The organism is Gilliamella sp. B2785 (genome assembly GCF_026537005.1).
GTDB lineage: Bacteria > Pseudomonadota > Gammaproteobacteria > Enterobacterales > Orbaceae > Gilliamella > Gilliamella apicola_E.
This window is the reverse complement of the sequence record NZ_JAFNNC010000016.1, coordinates 1-2386: the sequence shown is the minus strand read 5'-3', so window position 1 is coordinate 2386 and position 2386 is coordinate 1. Positions and strand designations below refer to the sequence as shown.

The window sequence follows — 2386 nt, the reverse complement described above, 5'->3', positions numbered from 1 at the left end:
GACCTTATTTATAGCCTTTTTTCTATCAGCGGATTTAATAAATCCGATAGCGCCATCAGGCACAGTGTGCTCTGCTATTAATGCAATTCACTAAAATAATTCTTCAACGCCTGTATAAACGCACTATCTACCATAGCAGGATATTTATTTGCCTGCCATGATTGTAAAAATAATAGATGCTGAACCGTTAAGGGTTTATTCATATCGCGAAATTCGTTTAACTGTTCGTTTACCTCTTGAGATGTTGTGAGAAGGGATTGTGGTGTTTTCTGCTTCGGTATTTGGCAATGCTTTTGGTACCATAATTCATAACCACTTAAATCATAATCACCCAATAACTCATAACCCGTTAAATTAGGGCTGGCATTGGGGTAGCGTTTAGTAATAGAACTGGTAGGAAATCCACCGCAAACGATAATTTGGTCTATCTTTTTTATAAACTTTGCCGTTACCTTTAAGTTAAAACCCAATAATTGCTCAACCACATATAATGATTGATTATAAAGCTTTAAAAAATTACCTTCAGCAATAAACTGAACCGGCCTTTTACTTAACGCTATTTTTTCTTCAATATTCATTTTATATTACTCCTTTAATATCAATATTTTTAACCACCACCTCGGTGCCCAGCATTTTTGCCGCTTAGCCGCAAAATCGCTTTTTTTATGGCTAAACGACGTTGACTCCTTGAGTCAGCTTACTTTTAATCACTTAATACTATTTTTTATCACTTCCCCCCCGGTCTAAGGATTAAGGACGAAGAAATAAGAACTAAGGATGGGAGCAAAGTCCGTAGAAGGTGTTGTACAAAGCCACAACACCGCAGCTTGCGTCCACGCCAAACTGGCCACTACCACGCGGGTCACTAGTCCAGTACCAATGGTTGAGGAAGCCAACGCCTGAATAATCATTCATACGACCCCACTCCGTGAAAAAACCAGAACCTATATGACGCATGTAATGATTATTAGAAGAAGAAGGAGTGGCGCCGACTGAACCACTACAGTTATAACTGGAGCCTGACGGACAAGATGCATTGGTTAAATCCTTTACGCTAGGAAGGCGATAACCAAGACTATTACACCAAGATAAAGCAGGAGAATAATTGCGCTCTTTCACACTACCACGGTGGACGAACCACTGCTTCAAAGTAAAACCATATTTGACGACTGGAGTACCATTACTATCACGACCGACCAACTCGAAAGTCTGAGGCAAAGAAATAGTGGGAAGACGACCAGGATTGGATGATTCCATCTGGGATTGAGTAGCGTAAGGACCAGTTAAAGTAACACGAACGCTTGTAGCAGTAGAACGAGACATTGTGACGGTGATACCACCCAGAGAAACAGGAGACCAAAACAATGGCTGACTTACACCACTAATGAGTAAATCAAAGTACAGTTTGTTAGCACCAGTTGTAGGAAAGTTTCTACCGTAAAGTGACGGGTCTGTTTCTTGAGTGAGAAAACCCTTAGCAGGGTCCCACATTGAAGCTGGGCCAGCAGAATCCCAAGATGGGTAACTAGGATTATCACCACGCTTACCAAACCTTAAGCTAGGCCTAGCAAAACAAACCACCGGCGCAGCCTTAGGATTGACGTAATAAGTCTCACTACGGGCACTGAAAGTACTACGATTAGGAAATCCGTAACGAGTAGATAATGTACCGTCAGTACTAGATAACGTAACCTTATAAGGTGCGTTACAAATTGTTAGCACTGAATTACGTGATACTGCTTGATTGTTTTTATCGACGATAGATAAACTCAAAGAACCAGTAGCAGTAACGCCAGAATCACCATCATCATCCCCCCAATAATTATTAGGAGAACCGATAAGAGTACTTAAAGCGACTGAATTAGTATCAGTAGGAACGAACATTCGAATATCAGCAAAACTCTGACCCGCAACCGGCAAGACGATTGGAGTTGTAGATGATAAATTGGTAGAAGGCGTATAATGTGCACCATCAGATAGTGTAATCCCAAGCAGACCGTTAGCATCGACCGCACGTGTACGACCACCGTCGAAAGTCAGATAAGGTGCACTACCCTGTATCGCATTCCTAGTTGTCTGTGATGTTAATGCATGACTGGAAAAAGGAAGGAAAAGAACCACAAAAAAAACAATCTGCCGGGATAATTGGGAAAAGGATCGAAAACCGGATCTGAAACAGGATCCGGAAAACGATCGGAAAAAGAAACGAAAAGAGGATCGCGGAAGCGATCGCGCGAAATTTCGCAGAATTTCACTTGATTGCGTGAAAAAATAAGTTTCAGTGAAAAAATTAAACTGGGAGCTGGACTTAGACGAATTTAAAAGATAGGTTGGCCAGGTTGCCTGTTGCCTGTTGCCTGTTGAAAATTATAATGCATTTTAGACT

At 41.3% G+C, this 2386-nt stretch carries 2 protein-coding genes; both read right to left on the bottom strand.

What is annotated here, in order from left to right; translation table 11 throughout:
• Window positions 1-77: 77 nt before the first annotated feature.
• On the bottom strand, window positions 78-578 hold the full coding sequence (locus J3U24_RS11460; RefSeq protein WP_267337865.1) for a hypothetical protein: 501 nt from the start codon (window positions 576-578) through the stop codon (window positions 78-80).
• A 193-nt stretch (window positions 579-771) separates the two neighbouring features.
• Window positions 772-2121 carry a hypothetical protein gene (locus J3U24_RS11455; RefSeq protein WP_267347004.1) on the bottom strand — a complete coding sequence of 450 codons (1350 nt, stop codon included), beginning with the start codon at window positions 2119-2121 and terminating at the stop codon, window positions 772-774.
• Between the last annotated feature and the right edge of the window lie 265 nt (window positions 2122-2386).

Coding starts and splice junctions, on each gene's coding strand:
- J3U24_RS11460 (WP_267337865.1), bottom strand. CDS start 578: ATGAATATTGAAGAAAAAATAGCGTTAAGTAAAAGGCCGGTTCAGTTT.